A 19766-nucleotide genomic window follows, 5' to 3' on the forward strand; every position below is an offset into this window, starting at 1 on the left:
AATCTAAATATAACTCATAAATTTCCAAAAATCAATAGTTTTACAATATGTTTTGCTTATTTTTACAAGAATTTAAAGGATTTTTGATACATATACAAAAATTATATAAATCAACAATACGCCAAATATTATAGAAATAACCTACTATATTTACTTCATGGACTTTTTCACGAAAATCGATATTCCGGTTGCCGATTGGCAAATCGACTATAATTCTAAGCTCGCTTTTTTCGGGTCATGCTTTGCAGACAATATTTCGGCGCAGTTTGCATCGCGAAAATTCAACGTTTTAGCAAATCCGTTCGGAACGGTTTACAATCCGCTTTCGGCGGCGATGCAGATCAAGGCTATTGCGAACGGGAAAAAATTTGGAGGTCCCGAAATTTTTCAGGACGCACGCGGTCCGTGGCACTGTTGGGATGCGCATAGTTCACTTTCTGCAGCAACACGTGAAGAGTGCATTGCAAAATTGGACGAAGCCACAGCTAAAGCACATGAGTTTTTGCAGAAAGCCGATACCGTATTTATTACGCTCGGAACTGCGTTTGTGTACTTTTTGAGAGAAAACGGGGTTGCCGTTTCGAATTGCCATCGGCAAGACCCGAGAATGTTCATCCGCAAAATGATTTCCGTGGACCATGCGGCAGAAGCGCTGAAAAGCATCGTGCATGATTTGCTGAAGTTAAAAAATGACCGAATCGGCGAGAATCGCGAATTTCACATTGTCTTTACAGTTTCACCGTTACGGCATTTGAGCGACGGCGCTCACGAAAACACACTTTCAAAAGCGACATTGCAACTCGCAATAGAAAAGGTCACAAGAGAAATCGTCACAGAGCCCGCGACAACCATCAGTTATTTCCCGAGTTACGAGATTGTGATGGACGAACTGCGCGACTACCGCTTTTACGATGACGACATGATTCATTTGTCAAAGACGGCAGAAGGCTACATCTTTGAGCGCATGGCAGAAACGTACTGCAACGAGAAAACGCGCGAAGATATCCGCAAAGTGGAAAAGTTCATGAAAATGGCAAACCACCGTGTCGTTGACTCGCAATCGCCCGCCTCACGAGAATTCGCACAAAAGATTATAGCACAAGCCGAAACGCTCGAGAAAGAAATCACTGGGTTACATCTCAATAACGAGAAATAATGGATTCCCTCCCTTACGGTCGAGGATGACGAGATGAAAAGAAGGCGGGCCGAAGCTCGCCTTCCTCTTTCCTCCTAACAGTATTTCCGTTAAGTTTTCATTGGTTTAGTTTTTGATGCAGCGGACTGCGAACAAGTCAGAGTTAAAAAAGTTGAATCGGACTTTCTTATGGGATGTAGCAGCCAAAAGAGGAGTTTGCTCGCTCTTGCCAACTCGGACAAAACTACCATCTTGATCCAGAACCGAGGCAAATTCATAGTAACCGTATATTATCATTTTCGGCTCAGGAACTCCCGAACCATAGGATTCCACAACTATTCCTTCAATATCCCCAAAGCCACTCGCATCAGCGTGCTTTAACAAGACACCTTGACTTGCCATGTTTTCAATCAAGAGATCCCAATCAGCTTTATTGGGGATTCGCCATCCATCTGGACACACGCCCTGATAAGTTGCAAGTTCCGATTCAGGGATAACACTCGAACTATCAAAATAGATTCCATTTCCATATTTATGGTTGCAATAATCCCACAACGTTTCAGCAGTATCTAATTCATAACATTCATCCGCTTCAGTTCTAAAAAGGCAATATTCAATCCTATTACTTTCATCTTCATACGCACGCAAATCAAACTCAACCGTCAAGCACCGATCTTCAACAGACTCCGTTTTTAGCATCATGTCCTTACCCAACACACGGTCGTAAACATCGGCATTCAACTTAAGAAAAGATTCATCAATATTCATAAACGCAGTCCACTTGTAAAAACGGCCCAGTTTTTCACATGACGGATCGTATTCCCAGCAATTCGTTTTTCCAAGCAAATTCTTTTTCAAGGTACTATCAACACTTGAAGACACCGTATCCGCAAAATTCAGATTTTCGGCCATCCACGTTTGCGTGACATCACCCCAGTTATACGTAACGGTCTTATATGTTTTTCCATCGCGATTGTCCACCATCGTTCCACTTGTGTATGAAGCCTTTTTGGAATCAACCACCCATTTTTTTGACCGGCAGGCGACTGCAAACTTGGGCAATTCATAAAATTCACGAATTGCAATAGTATCTACATCGTTTTCACGCAATTCCGTACATTGTCCCAATCCAACCTTATGAGCCAAATAGCCAACCTCATATTCGAACAACTTTATTGTATTCAAATAATATTGCTGCATTTCTTCTGACGCAGAGAATCGCGACAAAGGCGCAAAGTAAACTTCTTTATAGATCCAGATAAAATCATAACCCAATAATTCATTTTTTATTTCATCTCCACCTCCACGTCCCAAATCGTCAAGTTCAGAAATTTTCAAGTACAATGCCATAACATAATTCAATTCTTCATTTTCCAGGTCTTCAAAGCTTCCAAGATCTTCGTAAATGCCTATGTTTTCAAGAATGTCCTGTTCAGCCTTTTTGCTGGCCTCCGCAAACGACATTCCTTCGGCAAAGTACGCCCGCACTAGCGGGACCTTTTTATTGGACAACGTATTGACGCTTATCTTCTTATACTTTTTCAAGTCAACAATAGCGCTCCTCAAAACCGGATATTTTTGCGATCCATATACACTCGCCGCTCCTGTTGAATCAAATTTCGTAGGAAGATAGGTCGTAAAGCCCCACGCACCAGCACGCTCAAGACAATTATTGGTGATGCAGGAATCAAGCGTTTCAATCAATACATACGGGCTATTCAAGGTAAGGTTTTCGAACGAAAAACGACCATCATCATTATCAATCGTATCGACAAACGTACGACCTGTGGCCGCAAGAGATGACGAATTCAGTTCGTAAATAGTCACAACGGTTCCTTTCGCAGCATACAGGGAACCTTCATCATTTTGGATATTTGCCGAGCTATTGCCTTCCTTCGCAAGCAACTTGGGATACACATCGCCCACGCGTCCAGACAAGGCATAAACGCCTGTTTCTTCAACGGTGCCACCGGCAACACCGTTTCCTGAATTTGTTTCCGAGCATGCCGCGAACACAAAGGCGAGCAGCATCGCCATTTTGCAGACAAACTGTCCGCTAATTTTTGAATAATTCATGGTTTCCTCCTCGTTTATTTTTTCAAATCTTGTTTTTGCGTCAGCGGGAAAAGTTGCATATTCAGGCGATAGACTTCGTCTGTGGCGGCGTTTTTCCGAGCAATGGCGATAACTTTTTTACGGCAATCAGCAATTTCTTGCACGATTTCGTCGTAGCCGTCTTTGGTGATACCAAACGTGACACCGGAGAAATTTCGTTTATCCTGAGCCACACCCTCGATTGCTTCAAGCGCAAGCTCTCCCATTTGGCGGTGCATTGTACGGACGGCCAACGGAGTCACTTCCATGCGGCCCGTTGTCAAGGATTTATCAGTTTGTACGTAATTGCCTTCGTCATTTTTTTCAAGGAATCCGCCCTTGACGAGGAAGTTCAGCACATCGCTGACTTCGGCGGCGGTAATTTCTGGGCGGCAGGCATGGGCAAGTGCAAGCGGCTTTGCACCAGGCATTGATGGCGCAAGTTCTCGAATGACAGGATTTTTCCAACTTTCGAAAAAGCGGAACGAATCGCCTTCCAAGATTTTAGCCTTGTGGGAGTCCGCAATTGCAAGCATTTTGTTGAATGCTGCCTTCTTTTCGGCATCCGTTTTGGCATGGTCAAACTTGACCATTTCAGTGAAATATTCGCGTTCGTAATCGACCAAGCGCATGGCATCAGCTACGCGGGCTGTCGCCGTTTCGCTCAAGTTAAAGCGGCCTTCGCTCACGTATTTCAGATAAACACGCGAAGAAAAACCAGCTTCGGTAGCGAACGTCTGCCAGGTAAACGCAGAACTCGCCTTTTTGTCGGCGTAGTAGTCCGCAATATACTGGCGATAGCTCGTATATTCTAGTATTTCTTTCATTTTTCCTCCTTACGACAATCCCTGAATTCTTCAGGATCCGTAAAAAAAACGAATTGCGGTTCTTTTGTCCGTTTCGTTTCTGAAATCAAATATACAACATATTTTTCAAAAACACAATAGTTTTACAACACAAAATATTGATTTTTACAAAATTTTTAAAGATTTTATAAAATATTGCAAAATTTTAAGCATTTTCCACAATACAAATGTATTGTAGAAATGATTTATTGATATAGAAAATGCCGACCCCGGAATAAATCCGGGGTGACAATGTAAAGGGAGATGCCTGCTCGGAGGCGGGCATGACAATACGATGGAATGGCGATCCCGGAACGGAGTCCGGGATGACAATGCAAAAGGAGATGCCCGCTTACTTCGACTGCACTCAGCACAGGCTCCGGCGGGCATGACAAGATAACGAGATGCGCGGGTATTGCGCCCGCGAGCGAGATTTTACTGTTGTTGGGATTGCGATTCGCGCATGCGGCGGCGAGCACGGGAACCTGGGCGGTTACGGCGATGACGGCGACCGCCGTTTTGCGGATTCGGGGTGTTGTCAGCCGGAGCATTTTGTACGGTCACATTCTCGCGATTTTCATTGCGATTGTCCTTGCGACCGCGAGGACCGCGATTATCCTTATGCGAACCTTGTTTATTGCGAGTTTCCGCAGCGCGGGCCTGAGCTTCTTCGCGCGACATGCGACCGCGAGAATTGCGCATCATGCTTTCGGCAGTTTCTTTTTGCGGAGGCGGGAGCTTCTCGTAAATGCTCTGATCGCCTTCCGGGATTTTCACACGAGTAAGCTTTTCAATCCCGCGCAAATCGGATTCTTCGTCCGGAGAGCAGAACGAAATGGCAACGCCTTCCTTGCCCGCACGAGCCGTACGGCCAATGCGATGCACGAACGTTTCATGTTCATTCGGCAAGTCGTAATTGAACACATGGCTCACATCATCCACGTCAATGCCACGTGCTGCAATATCTGTAGCCACGAGCACTCGAATTTGTTCACACTTGAAATTTCCGAGAGCTTCTTGACGGCGGTTCTGGCTTTTGTTTCCGTGAATGGCGGCACACTTGATGCCAGCCTTTTCAAGCACGCGCACAATTTTATCTGCACCATGCTTTGTACGACAGAAGACAAGCACCTTTTTCATTTCAGGATGTTCTGCCAAAAGTTCCTTGAGGAGAGCTCCCTTGCGGCGCTTGTCAATGCGATAAAGTTCCTGACGAATGCGTTCAATCGGAGTGCTCTGCGGAGCAACTTCGACACGCACCGGATTCGGGCGCAAAATCGTCGCTGCAAGTTTCGAAATCTCTTCCGGCATCGTAGCGCTAAAGAACAAATTCTGTCGGTCTTGCGGGAGCATCGAGACAACCTTGCGGATATCATGGATAAAGCCCATATCGAGCATGCGGTCAGCTTCATCGAGCACAAAGAATTCAAGTTTCTTGAGCGATACAGCCTTTTGACCAATCAAGTCCAGCAAACGTCCCGGAGTCGCGACAAGCACATCGACACCGCGAATAAGCTTTTGCTTTTGCGGATTGTCGTTCACGCCACCAAAAATGCACGCCGTCGAAATTGCCGTGAACTGAGCATATTCCTTGAAGCAGTCTTCCACCTGAATCGCAAGCTCACGCGTCGGCAACAAAATCAAAGCACGGCAAGTTTTGGGAGAACGGAACTTCCCGGAATCCAAAAGTCGCTGCAAAATCGGGAGAGCAAAAGCAGCCGTCTTACCGGTTCCCGTCTGAGCAATTCCCAAGAGATCCTTGCCTTCGAGAAGGCTCGGGATGGAACGTTCTTGAATCGGGGTCGGGGTTTCGTAACCAACAGCGCGGACAGCCCGCTGCAACGGATTTGCCAAAGGAAGTTCTTCAAATTTCATACTGCGCAAAGATAGAAAAAGAGAGGCTCACGCCTCTCGAAAAGTTAACGCTTACGGCGATTCATTTCGGCATGAGCGGCATAGAACGCTTCTTTATCCTCGTACATGCGCTCATCAACAGCGTTAATAAAGGCATCCGCACTTTCGTTCTTCATGTCGAACTTGTGGAAGCCAACAGAAATAAAAAGTTTGTAGGGTTTGTCAGTTTCTTTATTGAATTTATCAAAAGAGTGGCGGATTCGAGCAAGGCAATTTTCTATTGCAACGTCATCTTGAGTATTCAACAAAATAATAAATTCATCGCCCGCATAGCGAACTACGCTACCTGCGTTACCCACCGCCGATTTCAGGATTCGGGCCGTTATCACCAACGCATCGTCACCCACCGCATGGCCTAATTCATCGTTGATACGCTTGAACCCATTCAAGTCAATCATGATACCCGTAATGTTCAACTTCGTCCGGTCCGTAAGTTTGTCCAACAGGTAATTCAAATAGGAACGGTTAAAAAGACCTGTCAGTTGGTCATGGTAAATCATCTCGTTCTGGAGGCTCGCAAGCACGCCCGCAATCGAGACGGCGATACTCGTCGGAATCACAGAAATGCCATAATAAAGCGACTGCACCACGCCACCGATGAGAATCGGCGCGAGATAAACCCAAATCGGGAAAAACTTGAGAATGCCGCCTTTCGCGCGCGCCTTGATATAAACCACAACGCTATAAACGACAAACAAGTAATCTACCACTAAGAAGAAAGCGTACAGATCAGTTCTCGAATAAAGGTTGTTCTCGTCGATAGAAAATACAATCGGCGTAAAGATATTTATCAAGAGCAAAGTAATGCCAACGGCAACAATTGAGTCGAGCACAATTCTAGAACGGCGCGGGATTCCACCATTCAAATGGAACGAAAGGAATCGCACCCAGAAAAAGCTTGCAAGCATATTCGCCGCAAAAAGCCACGTACTCGTCGCATAAACGGCAATCTTTGGAACAAGGCCGGGCACGCCCTTCATCGAATAAGAAATCGGATCGGCTATGCAGCTCGTGAGAGCAAGGAACATCATCAATAGCAAATTCTGGTCCGCACGGCTGCGCGTCTGGAAACGCCATAAATTACAAACAATCATGACAGCAATCAGAACTATCCCGATTACGTTTGTAACATAAATGCTTTCTAGATTAAATAACGGCTCCATATTTCCAACCTGCTCCCTAATTATACATTATAATTAGGCAATCTTGGCAATAAGGGTTCCGCAGAAAAACGCTTTTTGCAACAAAAAAAAAGAAGTTTCAAGAAATTATTTAGGACTTTTCTGGCGTCCAAAACTCCCGATAGGGTATTTCACCACCAAAGTTGCCGCCTTGTTGCCGAGGAACTGGATAACCTCCACCATCGCAATGATGATAACGACCGATTCGATCATTACGTCAGTACGGAAACGCTGGTAGCCATAACGGATGGCTAGATCACCAAGACCACCCCCGCCGATTGCCCCCGCCATCGCCGAATAGCCAATCAGCGTGATTATAGTCAAAGTAACACCAGAAATAATCGATGGAAGCGCTTCGGGAATCAACACTTTTCGCACCACCTGACGTTTGGATGCGCCCATGGCAACAGCCGCCTGAATGACACCCTTGTCCACCTCGTTCAACGCCGTTTCGGTCAAGCGCGCAATAAAAGGGGCCGCCGCAATGGATAGCGGAATAATCGTTGCCTCAGTTCCAATCGCCGTACCCAACACCACACGGGAAAGCGGGAACAGCACAATCATCAAAATCACGAACGGGAACGAACGCAGCACATTCACGATACGGCTAATTAATTGATACGGAATAATTTTGGGAGCGATACCGCGCGGGGATGTGACAAATAAGAAAATTCCAAGAGGAAATCCGAGAAGAATCGCGAACAACGTCGAAAAGAAAACCATGACGACAGTTTCCCAAGTCGATTGCAAAACCAATTCTGTTATAGGACTCATCTTTTGTTCACCTCGTAACCTTGAGCCTGCAAATAAGCGATAGCGGAATCCACTGTGATTTCTTCGCGACGGATGTTCGACAAAAATTCACGAGTGATTTCGTGCCTGGGCGAACGGAAAACATCCGACACCGCACCCGTCTCGATAACATAACCTTTGTCTACAACAGCGACATATTGGCAAGCATCGCGCACCACTTCCATCTGGTGCGTAATCATCACCACTGTGAGATTCATTCCTGCGTGGATTTTCTTAATCAAGTCCAGAATTTCGTGAGTCGTCTGCGGGTCGAGCGCACTCGTCGCTTCGTCGCAAAAAAGAATGTTCGGCCGCGGTGCCAAGGCACGTGCAATCGCCACGCGCTGTTTTTGACCGCCCGAAAGTGTTGTAATCGGCGACTTCTCGCGGTCTTCAAGGCCCACAAGCGCAAGCATCTCTTTGACGCGAGCGTCGATATCGCGGCGGTTCCAACCTGCAAGTTCCAGCGGGAACGCCACATTCTTGCCTGCCGTGCGAGAACTGAACAAATTAAAATTCTGGAAAATCATTCCGATTTCGAGCCTACGGCGGTTCAGCTCTTTTTTTGGCAAATGGTCCACACGAACGCCATCGTAATAGACCTCGCCCCTATCGGGAGTTTCTAACAAACTCGCAAGCCGCAACAGCGAAGATTTGCCAGCCCCGCTCTTGCCGATAATGCCGATGATGGAATTATCAGGAAAATCAAGGGAAACATCCTTGACTGCCGTGACGCTTGCGCGTTTTGTCGTGTATGTTTTATTGAGATGTTCGAGCCTAAGCTGCATTGACGCAATCTAAAAAACGGGAACCACTTCGCCCTTGGTGTACTTGCCCTTAATCCAATTCTTGACCTTTTCGCTCTTGAGGGCGTTCACCAAGGCCTGAATCTTTGCAGACTTCTCGTTACCCGCCTTGACCGCAATAACATTCACGTAAGGCGAACTCGCATTTTCAACAAACAAACCATGAGACGATGCATTAAGACCTGCCGGAATCGCATAGTTGCCGTTGATGGCTGCCGCATCCACATCCTGCAAAACGCGCGGGAGCGAAGCAGCCTCCAGTTCCTTGAACTTCAGCTTTTTCGGATTCTCGGTAATATCAATGGGAGTTGCAGTGATGCCAGACTTTGGATCAAGCTTAATAAGACCAGCAGCCTGCAACAAAAGCAAGGAGCGCCCTTCGTTGGTCGGGTCGTTCGGAATCGCAATCGTTGCACCTTTCTTCAAATCCGCAAGCGATTTGACCTTTTTCTTGGAATTCTTCGACGGATAAAGTGCGAAAGGTTCCACATGAATGCCGCCCGCATTCACAAGATGCGTCCCCTTTTCTTTATTGAAACTTTCGAGGTAAGGCAAATGCTGGAAGTAATTGGCATCTAATTCGCCAGATTCCAGCGCCTCGTTCGGAGTCACGTAATCTGTGAACTCAACAACCTTGAGTTCATAACCCGCCTTGGCAAGGTCATCCTTAACCAAGTTCAAGATGGAAGCATGCGGCTCCGGAGTCGCACCAACCTTGATGACATCGGCAGAAAACGCAGCAATAGCGGCAAAAGCAACAGACAAAATAATCTTACTGATATTCATTTTTACTCTCCTATTTTTTTTCGCACAAAAGATAGGATTAGCAAGAGTTATCAGCAAGATATATTTAACTATAGCGTTTTATAAGATTTTTCTATACGTATTTTATGCAAAACGCTTTACGCTTGTTTCCAATGCTTTAGTTGCGAGAGGTGTTTGTCGAAAAAGGCGCGGCGTTCTGCGTCGGGAGTATTGTCGGGATTGGGCATGTGCGAAAGCAGAAAATCGAGGAGGACCGACTTGTCGTTGTAAACAAACTTACCGTCGGTATAGCACCACTTGCAATAATCTTCGTTGAATTCGCCGTTCAGTTCACGGCTGATCATGGAATCTTCGCTGAGAGGCATTCCACAGCATTGGCAGAAGAGTTGGCGCGGAGCGCCGAGCAACGTGTTGATGGACACGTCGAATTCACGGGAGATGACTTTGAGCATTTCGGTATTCGGCTGGGTTTCGCCAGTTTCCCAGCGGCTCACAGCTTGGCGCGTTACATGCAAGCGTTCGGCCATCTGGTCCTGGGTCAGGTTTTGATTCGAGCGCAACTTAAGCAAGACTTCTCGTACTTCCATAATATTCTCCTTTTGCAAATAAAATATTTTTAATCGTTTATCATTTCTTTTGACGAGTATAATATAGAACCAAGCTATAGCAAAAGCAAGCAACAGGCTGTTGCTTTTTTACGAGAGACGCGCAACCGAGAAGCGCGCGGCCCCCCGGTCCACAAACAAAAAAAGGCGACCCTAAGGCCGCCTGAAAAATTTGAGATTCTTTCGTCTAACTAAGCACCCAACTTGGCGCGAATCCAGTTGTTAGCGTTAGCGATAGCTTCGGCAATCTTTTCCGGTTCGCGGGTACCAGCCTGAGCACGGTCCGGACGGCCACCGCCCTTACCGTTGCAAGCCTTAGCGAGATCCTTGACGATGTCGCCAGCCTTGATGCCCTTGGCCTGAACATTCTTGCCAACCATCACGGCGATGCTACCAGAACCGTTGTCCTTGTTCGCAATCACAGCAATGCTATCGACGTCAAGCTTGTTCTGAACGCCGTCGAGCAAGTTCTTGTACTTTTCATCCGGCAAGGAGAGTTCGCGAACGTAGAGGTTCACGCCCATCACGTTGATGCCACCGTTCAAGAGTTCGGCAGCGGCGAGCGTTGCGAGTTCGAGCTTCACGGACTGGAGGCTCTTTTCGAGGTTCTGCGTCTTGGCAAACGTCTGCTGGATGCGGTCGAGAACTTCGGCATCCTTGCAGCGGAGCTGTTCACGGAGAGCGTTGAGGATCTGCGTACCAGCGCGGAGGAGGCTCAAGGCGCCACGGCCAGAAACGGCTTCGATACGGCGCACGCCTGCGGACACGCTAGATTCAGAAACGATCTTCACCATGCCGATGTTACCAGTGTTCTGCACATGCAAGCCACCGCAAAGTTCGCGGGAGAATTCGACGCCAGCGTCACCCATCTTCACAACGCGGACCTTGTCGCCATACTTTTCGCCGAACAGAGCCATAGCACCGCTAGCCTTAGCTTCATCGACGTCCATCACGTCGGTGTGGACCGGCAAGCATTCCATGATCTTGGCATTCACGATGTCTTCGACCTTCTGGATTTCTTCTGCGGTCATGGCGTTGAAGTGGCTGAAGTCGAAGCGGAGGAGTTCGTTCGAAACGAAGCTACCCTGCTGTTGCACGTGAGTGCCAAGCACTTCGCGGAGAGCGGCCTGGAGCAAGTGTGTTGCGGAGTGGTTCTTGCGGATGTCAGCGCGACGATCGTTATCGACGGTTGCCATGAACACGGCGCCCATCGTCTTTTCATTAGCTTCGCCCTTCACAACCTTACCACGGCAAAGGGCCGTATCGTTCACCTTCACGGTGTCGAACACCTGGATTTCGAGGTCGGCGGAAACGAGCGTTCCCTTATCACCAACCTGGCCACCCATTTCGGCGTAGAACGGAGAGGTTTCGAGAACGATGCTCAAAACGCCCTTGTCTTCACGCCAGCGGACAACCTTCGTTTCGCAAGCGGAGAGTTCATAACCGACAAAGTTCGTGCTAGCTTCGCTGTACTGCGTCCAGCCTTCGGTACCCATCGTGTTGATGCCCTGCTTCATGTTGGCACGGGCACGTTCCTTCTGTTCATTCATGCACTTTTCATAGCCTTCTTCATCGATAAGGAGGCCCTTTTCTTCGGCGAGAATGCCAGTGAGGTCCGGCGGGAATCCATAAGTATCATAGAGGAGGAACACCTTGTCGCCCGGAATCTTGTCGCCCTTCTTGAGTTCGGCAGAGATAGCGGCGAAGCGTTCGAGACCAGCGTCGAGCGTACGGATAAAGCTTTCTTCTTCGCTCTTAATCACGCTAGCAACAAATTCCTTGCGTTCACGGATTTCCGGGAAGGCATCGCCCATCGTGTCGGCAAGCACCTGAACGAGCTGGCAAATGAACGGCTTCTTCTGACCGAGCAAGCGAGCAAAGCGGCTAGCACGGCGGAGGATGCGGCGGAGCACGTAGCCACGGCCTTCGTTAGACGGAAGAGCACCATCAGCAATAGCAAACGAAATAGCGCGGATGTGGTCGGCAATCACGCGGTGCGGGGTGCCGGCTTCGCCATCGTTGTACGGAACGCCAGAGAGTTCAGCAATCTTTGCGATAATCGGAGTGAACACGTCGGTATCGTAGTTGCTGGTCTTGCCCTGAAGAATAGCGCAGATACGCTCGAAGCCCATACCGGTATCGACGTTCTTGGCCTTGAGCGGAATGAGGGAGCCGTCGCTCACGCGTTCGTACTGCATGAACACGTTATTCCAAATTTCAATGTAGCGGTCGTTTTCGCCGTTCACGCCCTTGATCGGGTCCTTGAACGTTTCGGCCTGCGTAGCGAGGTCGCCACGGTCGTAATGGATTTCGGAGCAAGGACCGCACGGACCGGTGTCGCCCATTTCCCAGAAGTTGGAGTGAGCGTCAAAGCGCATGATGCGGTCATCCGGAAGACCGGACACGTCCTTCCAAATCTGCCAAGCTTCGTCATCATCCTGATAGACGGTTGCAAAGAGGCGTTCCTTCGGGAGCTTCCAAACTTCAGTGAGGAGTTCCCAAGCCCAGGAAATAGCTTCCTTCTTATAATAGTCACCGAAGCTCCAGTTACCGAGCATTTCGAAGAAGGTGTGGTGGTAGTTGTCGCGGCCCACGACGTCGAGGTCGTTGTGCTTACCAGACACGCGGAGGCACTTCTGGCTGTTGCATGCGCGCTTCCAGCCCTTCGGATTGTCGCCAAGGAAGATGGCCTTGAACTGGTTCATGCCCGCGTTCGTGAACATGAGCGTCGGGTCGTCATGCGGAACCACCGGCGAAGAACGCACGAAGAGGTGGCCCTTGGATTCGAAGAACTTGATAAAGGATTCGCGCACTTGCGCAGAAGTCATTTTTTCGGACATAGCTATTCCTTTGATTTTTTACGAGCCCAAATTTAGCAAAAGGCGAACGCAGCGGCAAAGCAACTTGTTGCTTTGACATTGCTGAGCCGAGCTAAATGAGCTCCGAAGGAGCTCAAATTAGAAAAAAAAGGAGATGCCCGCACGGAGGCGGGCATGACAATGTACCAATAACTATTGACTAATGACTACTGACCAACAACTAATAAATCTTTTTCATGTCGGTGAGGTGGCCTTCTTTTTCGTGGAAGAGCGTGAGCGAGCCACCCTGGATTTTCTGGAAAATCTTGGTGAGCTTTTCAACGGCGATAGCCTCTTCAAAGCCAACTTCGTTATAAGCGGTTTCGCCAATCACGATGCCCACGTTCATCATGTCCGGAGCCTTGCGGCGCAGATAGCTCAAGAATTCTTCATCGCTGTTAATGACATCCGTCGGCGTCAACTTTTCGAATTCCGACGGATCGCGCGTACTCGCTTCTAGCGGGAACATTTCGTCGGCAACGATCTGCCTAGAGTTCAGATAAAAAACGTTACCAACATACAAACTAATAGAATCATTCAGCACCTGACGCACTTCGATCAGGACATCGCTCATAGACGATGCTTCCTGAATTTCAATTTTAGAAGGAGCGCAAGCCATAAAGGCAAGCGAGATTGCGGCTAGAGCCGTAAGGAAAAGTTTTTTCATGATTACCTCTTTTTAGACCAATATACAATCATTTACGTTTTGAGAAAAGCAAAAAAATGTTTTATAAAAAAAGCCCCCCAGATTTCTCCGGGAGGCTTACTTCTATACACCAAACTTGTTAGTTAGCTTCGTAGTCCAAGATGAGGCGGCAAACACCGTTTTCGACGAGGACATTGTCCGGGCGGAGGTTCACGCGTTCCATTTCCCAGTTGCCACGGTCCCAATGTTCTGGATCCAAGTCTTCACCATTGAAGTCATCCTGCCAGAGCATCGTGAAACCCTTCGTTGCAGCATCGTAAGAGTAAACGCGGACGTAGTCAATCTGCTGTTCAACCGGAAGACCGATACCGCCTGCCCACTTGCCAGTCCATGCGGCGCTCTTGGAGGCCCAGAGATTGAAGCGGAGAGACTGGTCTTCAGTCAAGAATGCAACCTGGTCAGCATCGGCGTGAGTACCACGGCTGAGACCAATTTCATCACGACGGACTTCGACGCTGTCGATTTCCCAGGACACGTATTCCGGAGTCCAGACGATAGCGTAAAGGTGGAAATCCTGCGTGGCATCAAAGCCGAATTCATGAAGCGGCTTGCTTTCGGAAGAGGTGTTGGCCTTGATAGAGGGGTCACCTTCGCGAGTGATGATGTTGGACTGCCACTTGTCTGCGGCCTTGCCCAAAACTTCAATATCAATTTCGTTCCACGGCTTTTCACCCTTTTCCCAGGAGTCATCGTAGTAAACGAACATGGAGCTCACGGAACCAGAGATGGCAGCCATCTTCATGCGGGCTTCGAAACGGCCATACTTGAACTGATCCTTACCGGTAAGTTCAGCACCGTAGAAGGAGTATTCCTTCGTCGGGTCAAGTTCAGTAAGCGTCGGCACGGCATAAGTGAACTGAGCGGCGCCATTCGAGCTAGAAGAAACAGCCGGAAGAGCGTCAACCGAGCTAGAAGAAAGGTCTGTCGGCAAAAGCGTTGCATCAGAGCTCGACTGTCCTGCAACCGGAGTAGCCTCGGAGCTGGAAGATGCACCCGCAACCGGAGCGGCCGGGAAAGCATTGTCGTTAGTATCGGAGCAAGCGGCGAAGAATGCCATTGCAACCATAGGGATGAGAATCTTTTTCATAATAACCTCGTTCTTTCTGTTCATAAGATAGCTTCTGTTCGAGCATGAAGCACGCGTGTCGAGAGGCATTTTAAAACTAACTGTATCATCCGTATTTTACACATTTTTGCAACAATTTTACATAAAAAACCGACTTTTTCAAAAATTGGTCATGTAAGCTTTGCGTAAGCATTTTGAGGAGTCACTTTTGATTAATTTGGTGCATTTTATACCTTGCCCGCCCCTTTTTTAATATGTATATTGCGTTTTACAAAAAAATCGATAGAAAAAAGCACAAATTCGGGCCCACCTTTTTCTACAACGCTTAAAAGTTAAACAACTTTTTAATTGTATTGACAGCAGGGTTCGAGACAAAAGAGGTTACTATGCAGGAAGCATGGCTTGGCTTTAGAGGCGGTCGCTGGCAGGAAGAAATCAATGTCCGCGACTTCATCCAAAAGAACTATACTCCATACGATGGCGACAAATCGTTCTTACAAGGTCCGACCGAAGCTACGAACAAGCTCTGGGCAGAACTCCAGGACTTACAGAAGAGAGAAATTGCAAAGGGTGGCGTCCTCGACATGGACACAGACGTTGTCTCCACTCTCACAAGCCACCAGGCAGGCTACATTGCCGAAGAAACTAAGGATCTCGAAAAGATCGTAGGTCTCCAGACCGACAAGCCGCTCAAGCGCGCATTCATGCCGTTCGGCGGCATCAAGATGGCTGAAGAATCTTGCAAGAACTACGGTTACACGCCGAGCGAAGAACTTCACCGCATCTTCACGGAATTCCACAAGACTCACAACCAGGGCGTTTTTGATGCCTACACACCAGCAATGCGTATGGCCCGCAAGGCCCACATCATCACGGGTCTTCCGGACACCTACGGCCGTGGCCGTATCGTCGGCGACTACCGCCGCGTTGCTCTTTACGGTATCGACTACCTCATCGCCCAGAAGAAGGCCGACAAGGCTCTGACCGATGAAACGGATATGCGCGAACACGTTATCCGCGAACGTGAAGAACTTGCCGAACAAATTAAGGCTCTCGAAGGCATGAAGGCCATGGCCAAGATTTACGGCTATGACATTTCTAAGCCGGCTATGAACGCCCGCGAAGCTGTGCAGTGGCTCTACTTCGGTTACCTCGCTGCCATCAAGACGCAGAACGGTGCCGCCATGAGCGTTGGCCGTGTTTCGACCTTCATCGATATTTACATGACGCGTGACTTGCAGAACGGCACGCTCACCGAAGTCGAAGCTCAGGAAATCATCGACCACTTTGTGATGAAGCTTCGCATGGTGAAGTTTGCTCGTATCACAAGCTACAACGAACTCTTCAGCGGTGACCCGGTGTGGGCTACGCTCGAAGTTGCTGGCCTTGGCCAGGACGGTCGCCATCAGGTGACCAAGAACGACTACCGCTTCTTGCACACGCTCGTGAACATGGGACCGGCTCCGGAACCGAACCTCACGATTCTCTACAGCCCGCGCCTCCCGGCCAGCTTCAAGAAGTTCGCTGCAGAAATTTCCGTGAAGACCAGCGCCATCCAGTACGAAAACGATGACACGATGCGCCCGATTTGGGGTGACGACTATAGCATCTGCTGCTGCGTTTCTGCAACCCAGACCGGTAAGGAAATGCAGTTCTTCGGCGCCCGCGCAAACCTCGCCAAGACGCTTCTCTACGCCATCAACGGCGGTAAGGATGAATGCCTCGTGAAGGGTACGCAGGTTGGCCCGGAATATCCGCCTATCACTAGCGAATACCTCAACTACGATGAAGTCGTCCACAAATTTGAACTCTACATGGACTGGATCGCTCACTTGTACGTGAACACGCTCAACTTGATCCACTACATGCACGACAAGTACTACTACGAAGCTGCCGAAATGGCTCTCATCGATACCAACGTTCGCCGTACGTTTGCAACGGGTATCGCAGGCTTCAGCCACGTTGTCGACTCCCTTTCTGCAATCAAGTACGCTAAGGTCAAGGTCATCCGTGACCCGGCTACGGGCCTTGCCGAAGACTTCCAGATCGAAGGCGATTTCCCGCGTTATGGAAACGACGACGACCGCGCAGACAGCATCGCTGTTTGGCTCCTCAAAACATTCATGGCTAAGATCAAGCACACGCCGACTTACCGTGACTCTGAACCGACCACTTCCATCCTTACCATCACGAGTAACGTTGTTTACGGTAAGGCCACGGGCGCACTCCCGGATGGTCGTAAGCAGGGTGAACCGTTCTCTCCGGGGGCAAGCCCGAGCTACGGTGCCGAAAAGAACGGCCTCTTGGCATCTCTCAACTCTGTCGCCAAGATTCCGTACGAATACGCTCTCGACGGTATCAGCAACACGCAGACGATCAACCCGGACGCTCTCGGTCACGACGACGAAGAACGTACCAACAAGCTCGTGCAGGTTCTCGATGGTTACTTCGGCCAGAGCAGCCACCACTTGAACGTGAACGTGTTCGGTGTCGAAAAGCTCAAGGACGCTATGGAACATCCGGAGAAGGAAGAATACCAGAACTTCACGATCCGCGTTTCTGGCTACGCCGTGCGCTTCATCAAGCTCACTCGCGAACAGCAGCTCGACGTGATTGCCCGCCAGGCACACGGCGTGCTCTAATCGCTTGGAAAAAGCTTAAAAAGGTTCCCGAAAGGGAACCTTTTTTGTTATTGGGGAATGCCGATTTATGAGGAAATGCGCGCGTTGAGATGCGGCGAAAAGCCGCGGAAAATGGGAAGGCGCCGGTTCTACGCCACGATGTAATTTTCGTTCTTCTGACGGCGAGCGTAAACAGATTCCAGGAACTGAATCACAGAAGTCTTATCGCGCACAAGTCCACGCTTATGGCTCAAGCAAAAACGCGTTGACGTGAGCGACTTCAAGATCTTTATCTGCTCGCCCAAAATCTGCACGTTATAGACGTCCGGCGAACCATGCCCCACCATCGGGTAAGTCGCATCGCCCAAGAAAACGTAATCGTCAACGATGAGCGCAAGTGAGCCTTTAGCATGGCTATTAGGCATCGGCAAAATTTGAATTTGCACACCATCGTCAAACGCAAACGGTTCCATCACGACGTTCTTCGCAACACCTTCAATTTCACCGAACGTTTTTGAAGTGTAGGCGCCCACGTAAAGCGCATTGATGTCTAGCGAAATCTCGCCACCGCACATGCGCTGGACATTCAGCAAATGGTCGCGATGGAAATGCGAAATGACAACGTTTTTTGCGAGATTAGCTCCATTGTCACGCTTTGCAAGATTCGCCGCATCGTCTACGAGAACGCGTGGCAGTTCATTGATAAACTGCGCCGCCTCATCGCACGCGCCCACGTCAAATATCCACCAAGCGCTATCGCCACGCACCGCCACAACGTCCGCACTCAGCGGCTCGTATGAAACTTGCAAATATTGGATTCTATCCGTGAGCTTTACTATTTTCGGCACGGTGCCAAAGATAGAAAATATCCTTATTCCTGTTCTTTATAAACAATATCGTAAACACCATTGAAATTTAGATATTTCACGCCAATATACTCCGCAGGAACTTTAATTCTATAATCAGCAAAACAGAGGCAATTATACTTAGGCACTTGCGGATCGTCTGGATAATATTCGAAAAAATCATGAACAAATAAAGAGTCTTCCTTACGTTCCAATTTGACATCTGTTACATGCCCATATTCTCCACAAACCGATGTTGTATTAATCGTAAAGGTTGCAGAACCATCTTCGTTCATCACGAAATCAACAGATTCATCACCCCATTCAGCTCTTTTTTCCAAATGCCCGCCACCACAAGAGCCCACGCCCACCTCATAATCAGAGGATTTTTGAGATTCCGTGTTTAAGCCTGCAGAACCGCCAGCGCCATTATCCACGCCAGAATCATCTGAACAAGCGGCAAGCATCACAAAAGCAACAACTGCCGCAATCGAAACAAATAATGATTTCTTCATAAAGATTTCCTCCTCATCTTTTCTTTAAATATAAGAACAGATTACTCCAGGATTCTCTTATTTTATACAAATTTTCACCCTTTTTCACACCGTCAACACTGTTTTTTGCGTGGTTCGTATTATATAGAACCTTTTATAAAAAACATGCTATTCCAAATGGTAAGACCTCCGAAAAATGTGGTTCATTTTTTATTTTTACACCATGACTCTCGGAAGAATCAATAAGCTTGAAACGTTCGGATCGGTCGATGGACCGGGAATCCGCTTTGTCGTTTTTACGCAGGGTTGCCCCATGCGCTGCAAGTTCTGCCACAACCCGGAAACCTGGGACTTTGGCACCAAAAGCGCAAACGGAACTGCGAACGGATCGTTCGAAATTTCAGCAGAAGACCTACTGAAAAAAGCCTTGCGCTACAAGCCCTACTGGGGAACCGACGGAGGCATCACCGTGAGCGGTGGCGAACCTCTCGCACAAATTGACTTCATGATTGAATTCTTCGAAGCAGCAAAAGCGGCAGGAGTCCACACGTGTGTCGACACGAGCGGCGTCACATTCAGACCCACAGGCGAACCGTTTGCTAAAATCGAGCGCTTGATGAAATCCACCGACCTCTTACTCGTGGACATTAAGCACATCGACGCAGACGCACACAAGGAACTCACAGGACACGGCAACGAAAACATCATCGAATTTTTCCGTTACCTCGACCGCATCCAAAAGCCCATCTGGATCCGCCACGTGCTCGTCCCGGGAAACAGCGACAACGACGAAGCCCTCACACGCACCCGCGACTTCATCCGCACATTAAGCAACGTCAAGCGCGTCGAAGTGCTGCCCTATCACGCATTTGCGCTGAGCAAGTACCAAGAACTCGAAATTGACTACGCGCTAAAGGACACGCAAACCCCGACCGCCGACCGTGTCAAGAACGCCAACGAAATTCTTGAAACCGCGAAATACACGGGCTGGATGAAAAAGTAGGCAGTAGGCGATAGGAAGTAGGAAAGGATTGTTATA

The 19766-nt window shown here is 48.6% G+C and carries 16 protein-coding genes; 3 read left to right on the forward strand and 13 right to left on the reverse strand.

The genetic code is table 11. The annotated features are described in order from the left end of the window. The first annotated feature begins 157 nt into the window (after nucleotides 1-157). Nucleotides 158-1156, forward strand: coding sequence for a GSCFA domain-containing protein (locus tag B7982_RS10915; RefSeq protein ID WP_088660781.1), 999 nt, complete (start codon nucleotides 158-160; stop codon nucleotides 1154-1156). Between the two features lie 105 nt (nucleotides 1157-1261). Here B7982_RS10915 and B7982_RS10920 read toward each other — a convergent pair whose 3' ends face one another. From B7982_RS10920 to B7982_RS10970, 11 genes are all read right to left on the reverse strand, one after another. Next, entirely contained in the window at nucleotides 1262-3211 is a 1950-nt protein-coding gene (locus B7982_RS10920; RefSeq protein WP_088660782.1) for an FISUMP domain-containing protein, read from the reverse strand. Between the two features lie 14 nt (nucleotides 3212-3225). Then, nucleotides 3226-4056 carry a TIGR02147 family protein gene (locus tag B7982_RS10925; protein WP_088660783.1) on the reverse strand — a complete coding sequence of 277 codons (831 nt, stop codon included), beginning with the start codon at nucleotides 4054-4056 and terminating at the stop codon, nucleotides 3226-3228. 453 nt (nucleotides 4057-4509) lie between these two features. Then, the gene (locus B7982_RS10930) at nucleotides 4510-5949 is read right to left on the reverse strand and encodes a DEAD/DEAH box helicase (protein ID WP_088660784.1); all 1440 of its coding nucleotides are present in this window, start codon (nucleotides 5947-5949) and stop codon (nucleotides 4510-4512) included. 44 nt (nucleotides 5950-5993) lie between these two features. Further along, a complete protein-coding gene (locus tag B7982_RS10935; RefSeq protein WP_233138515.1) occupies nucleotides 5994-7082 on the reverse strand; it encodes a GGDEF domain-containing protein in 1089 nt (362 codons plus the stop codon). A gap of 174 nt (nucleotides 7083-7256) precedes the next feature. After that, nucleotides 7257-7943, reverse strand: a complete 687-nt coding sequence (locus B7982_RS10940) for a methionine ABC transporter permease (protein WP_073423734.1) — start codon at nucleotides 7941-7943, stop codon at nucleotides 7257-7259. Continuing rightward, nucleotides 7940-8749, reverse strand: a complete 810-nt coding sequence (locus tag B7982_RS10945; protein WP_014545774.1) for a methionine ABC transporter ATP-binding protein — start codon at nucleotides 8747-8749, stop codon at nucleotides 7940-7942. Before B7982_RS10945 ends, B7982_RS10940 begins: the two co-directional genes overlap by 4 nt. A gap of 9 nt (nucleotides 8750-8758) precedes the next feature. Continuing rightward, entirely contained in the window at nucleotides 8759-9553 is a 795-nt protein-coding gene (locus tag B7982_RS10950) for a MetQ/NlpA family ABC transporter substrate-binding protein (RefSeq protein WP_088660786.1), read from the reverse strand. 116 nt (nucleotides 9554-9669) lie between these two features. Further along, a complete protein-coding gene (locus tag B7982_RS10955; protein ID WP_088631133.1) occupies nucleotides 9670-10119 on the reverse strand; it encodes a zinc ribbon domain-containing protein in 450 nt (149 codons plus the stop codon). Nucleotides 10120-10328: 209 nt separating this feature from the next. Then, nucleotides 10329-12977, reverse strand: coding sequence for an alanine--tRNA ligase (gene alaS, locus B7982_RS10960; RefSeq protein ID WP_088660787.1), 2649 nt, complete (start codon nucleotides 12975-12977; stop codon nucleotides 10329-10331). A gap of 199 nt (nucleotides 12978-13176) precedes the next feature. Next, nucleotides 13177-13662: a hypothetical protein gene (locus tag B7982_RS10965; protein ID WP_088660788.1), complete on the reverse strand. Its 486-nt coding sequence runs from the start codon at nucleotides 13660-13662 to the stop codon at nucleotides 13177-13179. 118 nt (nucleotides 13663-13780) lie between these two features. Further along, nucleotides 13781-14788 (reverse strand): family 16 glycosylhydrolase, encoded by a 1008-nt coding sequence (locus B7982_RS10970; protein ID WP_088660978.1) that lies wholly within the window; start codon nucleotides 14786-14788, stop codon nucleotides 13781-13783. A gap of 365 nt (nucleotides 14789-15153) precedes the next feature. Between B7982_RS10970 and pflB the strand changes: the two genes are divergently transcribed. Beyond that, nucleotides 15154-17409: a formate C-acetyltransferase gene (gene pflB / locus B7982_RS10975; protein ID WP_088660789.1), complete on the forward strand. Its 2256-nt coding sequence runs from the start codon at nucleotides 15154-15156 to the stop codon at nucleotides 17407-17409. Between the two features lie 128 nt (nucleotides 17410-17537). Here the strand turns inward: pflB and B7982_RS10980 are convergent, their stop codons facing one another. Together B7982_RS10980 and B7982_RS10985 are read right to left on the reverse strand one after the other, a co-directional pair. After that, nucleotides 17538-18236 (reverse strand): MBL fold metallo-hydrolase, encoded by a 699-nt coding sequence (locus tag B7982_RS10980; RefSeq protein ID WP_088660790.1) that lies wholly within the window; start codon nucleotides 18234-18236, stop codon nucleotides 17538-17540. A 23-nt stretch (nucleotides 18237-18259) separates the two neighbouring features. Then, nucleotides 18260-18748 (reverse strand): hypothetical protein, encoded by a 489-nt coding sequence (locus B7982_RS10985; RefSeq protein WP_088660791.1) that lies wholly within the window; start codon nucleotides 18746-18748, stop codon nucleotides 18260-18262. Nucleotides 18749-18950: 202 nt separating this feature from the next. Here B7982_RS10985 and pflA point away from each other — a divergent pair, with 202 nt between their 5' ends. Next, a complete protein-coding gene (gene pflA, locus B7982_RS10990) occupies nucleotides 18951-19730 on the forward strand; it encodes a pyruvate formate-lyase-activating protein (protein WP_088660979.1) in 780 nt (259 codons plus the stop codon). The last annotated feature ends 36 nt before the right edge of the window (nucleotides 19731-19766 follow it).

Source organism: Fibrobacter sp. UWB2 (assembly GCF_002210425.1).
Lineage (GTDB): Bacteria > Fibrobacterota > Fibrobacteria > Fibrobacterales > Fibrobacteraceae > Fibrobacter > Fibrobacter elongatus.

What these genes read in the sequence shown, in the direction of transcription:
- B7982_RS10915 (WP_088660781.1), top strand. Translation starts at nt 158, where the DNA reads ATGGACTTTTTCACGAAAATCGATATTCCGGTTGCCGATTGGCAAATC.
- B7982_RS10920 (WP_088660782.1), bottom strand. Translation starts at nt 3,211, where the DNA reads ATGAATTATTCAAAAATTAGCGGACAGTTTGTCTGCAAAATGGCGATG.
- B7982_RS10925 (WP_088660783.1), bottom strand. Translation starts at nt 4,056, where the DNA reads ATGAAAGAAATACTAGAATATACGAGCTATCGCCAGTATATTGCGGAC.
- B7982_RS10930 (WP_088660784.1), bottom strand. Translation starts at nt 5,949, where the DNA reads ATGAAATTTGAAGAACTTCCTTTGGCAAATCCGTTGCAGCGGGCTGTC.
- B7982_RS10935 (WP_233138515.1), bottom strand. Translation starts at nt 7,082, where the DNA reads ATGATTGTTTGTAATTTATGGCGTTTCCAGACGCGCAGCCGTGCGGAC.
- B7982_RS10940 (WP_073423734.1), bottom strand. Translation starts at nt 7,943, where the DNA reads ATGAGTCCTATAACAGAATTGGTTTTGCAATCGACTTGGGAAACTGTC.
- B7982_RS10945 (WP_014545774.1), bottom strand. Translation starts at nt 8,749, where the DNA reads ATGCAGCTTAGGCTCGAACATCTCAATAAAACATACACGACAAAACGC.
- B7982_RS10950 (WP_088660786.1), bottom strand. Translation starts at nt 9,553, where the DNA reads ATGAATATCAGTAAGATTATTTTGTCTGTTGCTTTTGCCGCTATTGCT.
- B7982_RS10955 (WP_088631133.1), bottom strand. Translation starts at nt 10,119, where the DNA reads ATGGAAGTACGAGAAGTCTTGCTTAAGTTGCGCTCGAATCAAAACCTG.
- alaS (WP_088660787.1), bottom strand. Translation starts at nt 12,977, where the DNA reads ATGTCCGAAAAAATGACTTCTGCGCAAGTGCGCGAATCCTTTATCAAG.
- B7982_RS10965 (WP_088660788.1), bottom strand. Translation starts at nt 13,662, where the DNA reads ATGAAAAAACTTTTCCTTACGGCTCTAGCCGCAATCTCGCTTGCCTTT.
- B7982_RS10970 (WP_088660978.1), bottom strand. Translation starts at nt 14,788, where the DNA reads ATGAAAAAGATTCTCATCCCTATGGTTGCAATGGCATTCTTCGCCGCT.
- pflB (WP_088660789.1), top strand. Translation starts at nt 15,154, where the DNA reads ATGCAGGAAGCATGGCTTGGCTTTAGAGGCGGTCGCTGGCAGGAAGAA.
- B7982_RS10985 (WP_088660791.1), bottom strand. Translation starts at nt 18,748, where the DNA reads ATGAAGAAATCATTATTTGTTTCGATTGCGGCAGTTGTTGCTTTTGTG.
- pflA (WP_088660979.1), top strand. Translation starts at nt 18,951, where the DNA reads ATGACTCTCGGAAGAATCAATAAGCTTGAAACGTTCGGATCGGTCGAT.